Raw genomic sequence first — 309 nt, 5'->3', positions numbered from 1 at the left:
CAAAACATGATCCGGGGAGGCGGAAGGCTTTCCCGGTGAACCGGAAAGGGGGAAGCGCGGTGCGGTACGATCATTTGAGTTCCTTTGATTTTCGGGAGGCGGTCCGAAAGGCCCGTTACACGGCCCTGCTTCCGGTGGGAGCGGTGGAGGCCCACGGTCCCCATCTTCCCCTGGGGACGGACAATCTGCTGGCGGAGCGCCTGGCCCGGCGGGTGGCCGAACGGACCGGCACGCTTCAGCTGCCCGTCCTTCCCTACGGCCAGGTCTGGAGCCTTCGCCGCTTTCCGGGCAGCCTCCACGTCTCCAATG

Annotated in this window: 1 protein-coding gene; it reads left to right on the top strand. The window is 66.0% G+C overall.

Going from position 1 to position 309, the window contains the following annotated elements; translation table 11 throughout:
• Nucleotides 1-59: 59 nt before the first annotated feature.
• A partial coding sequence (locus RZO55_RS16880; protein WP_318065428.1) for a creatininase family protein occupies nucleotides 60-309 on the top strand: 250 nt, incomplete at its 3' end.

It is taken from the genome of Clostridium boliviensis, from assembly GCF_033342255.1.
Classification (GTDB): Bacteria; Bacillota; Clostridia; order Lachnospirales; family Lachnospiraceae; genus Lacrimispora; species Lacrimispora boliviensis.
Note: the sequence above shows the minus strand (reverse complement) of the source record. Positions and strands in the feature narration are given on the sequence as shown.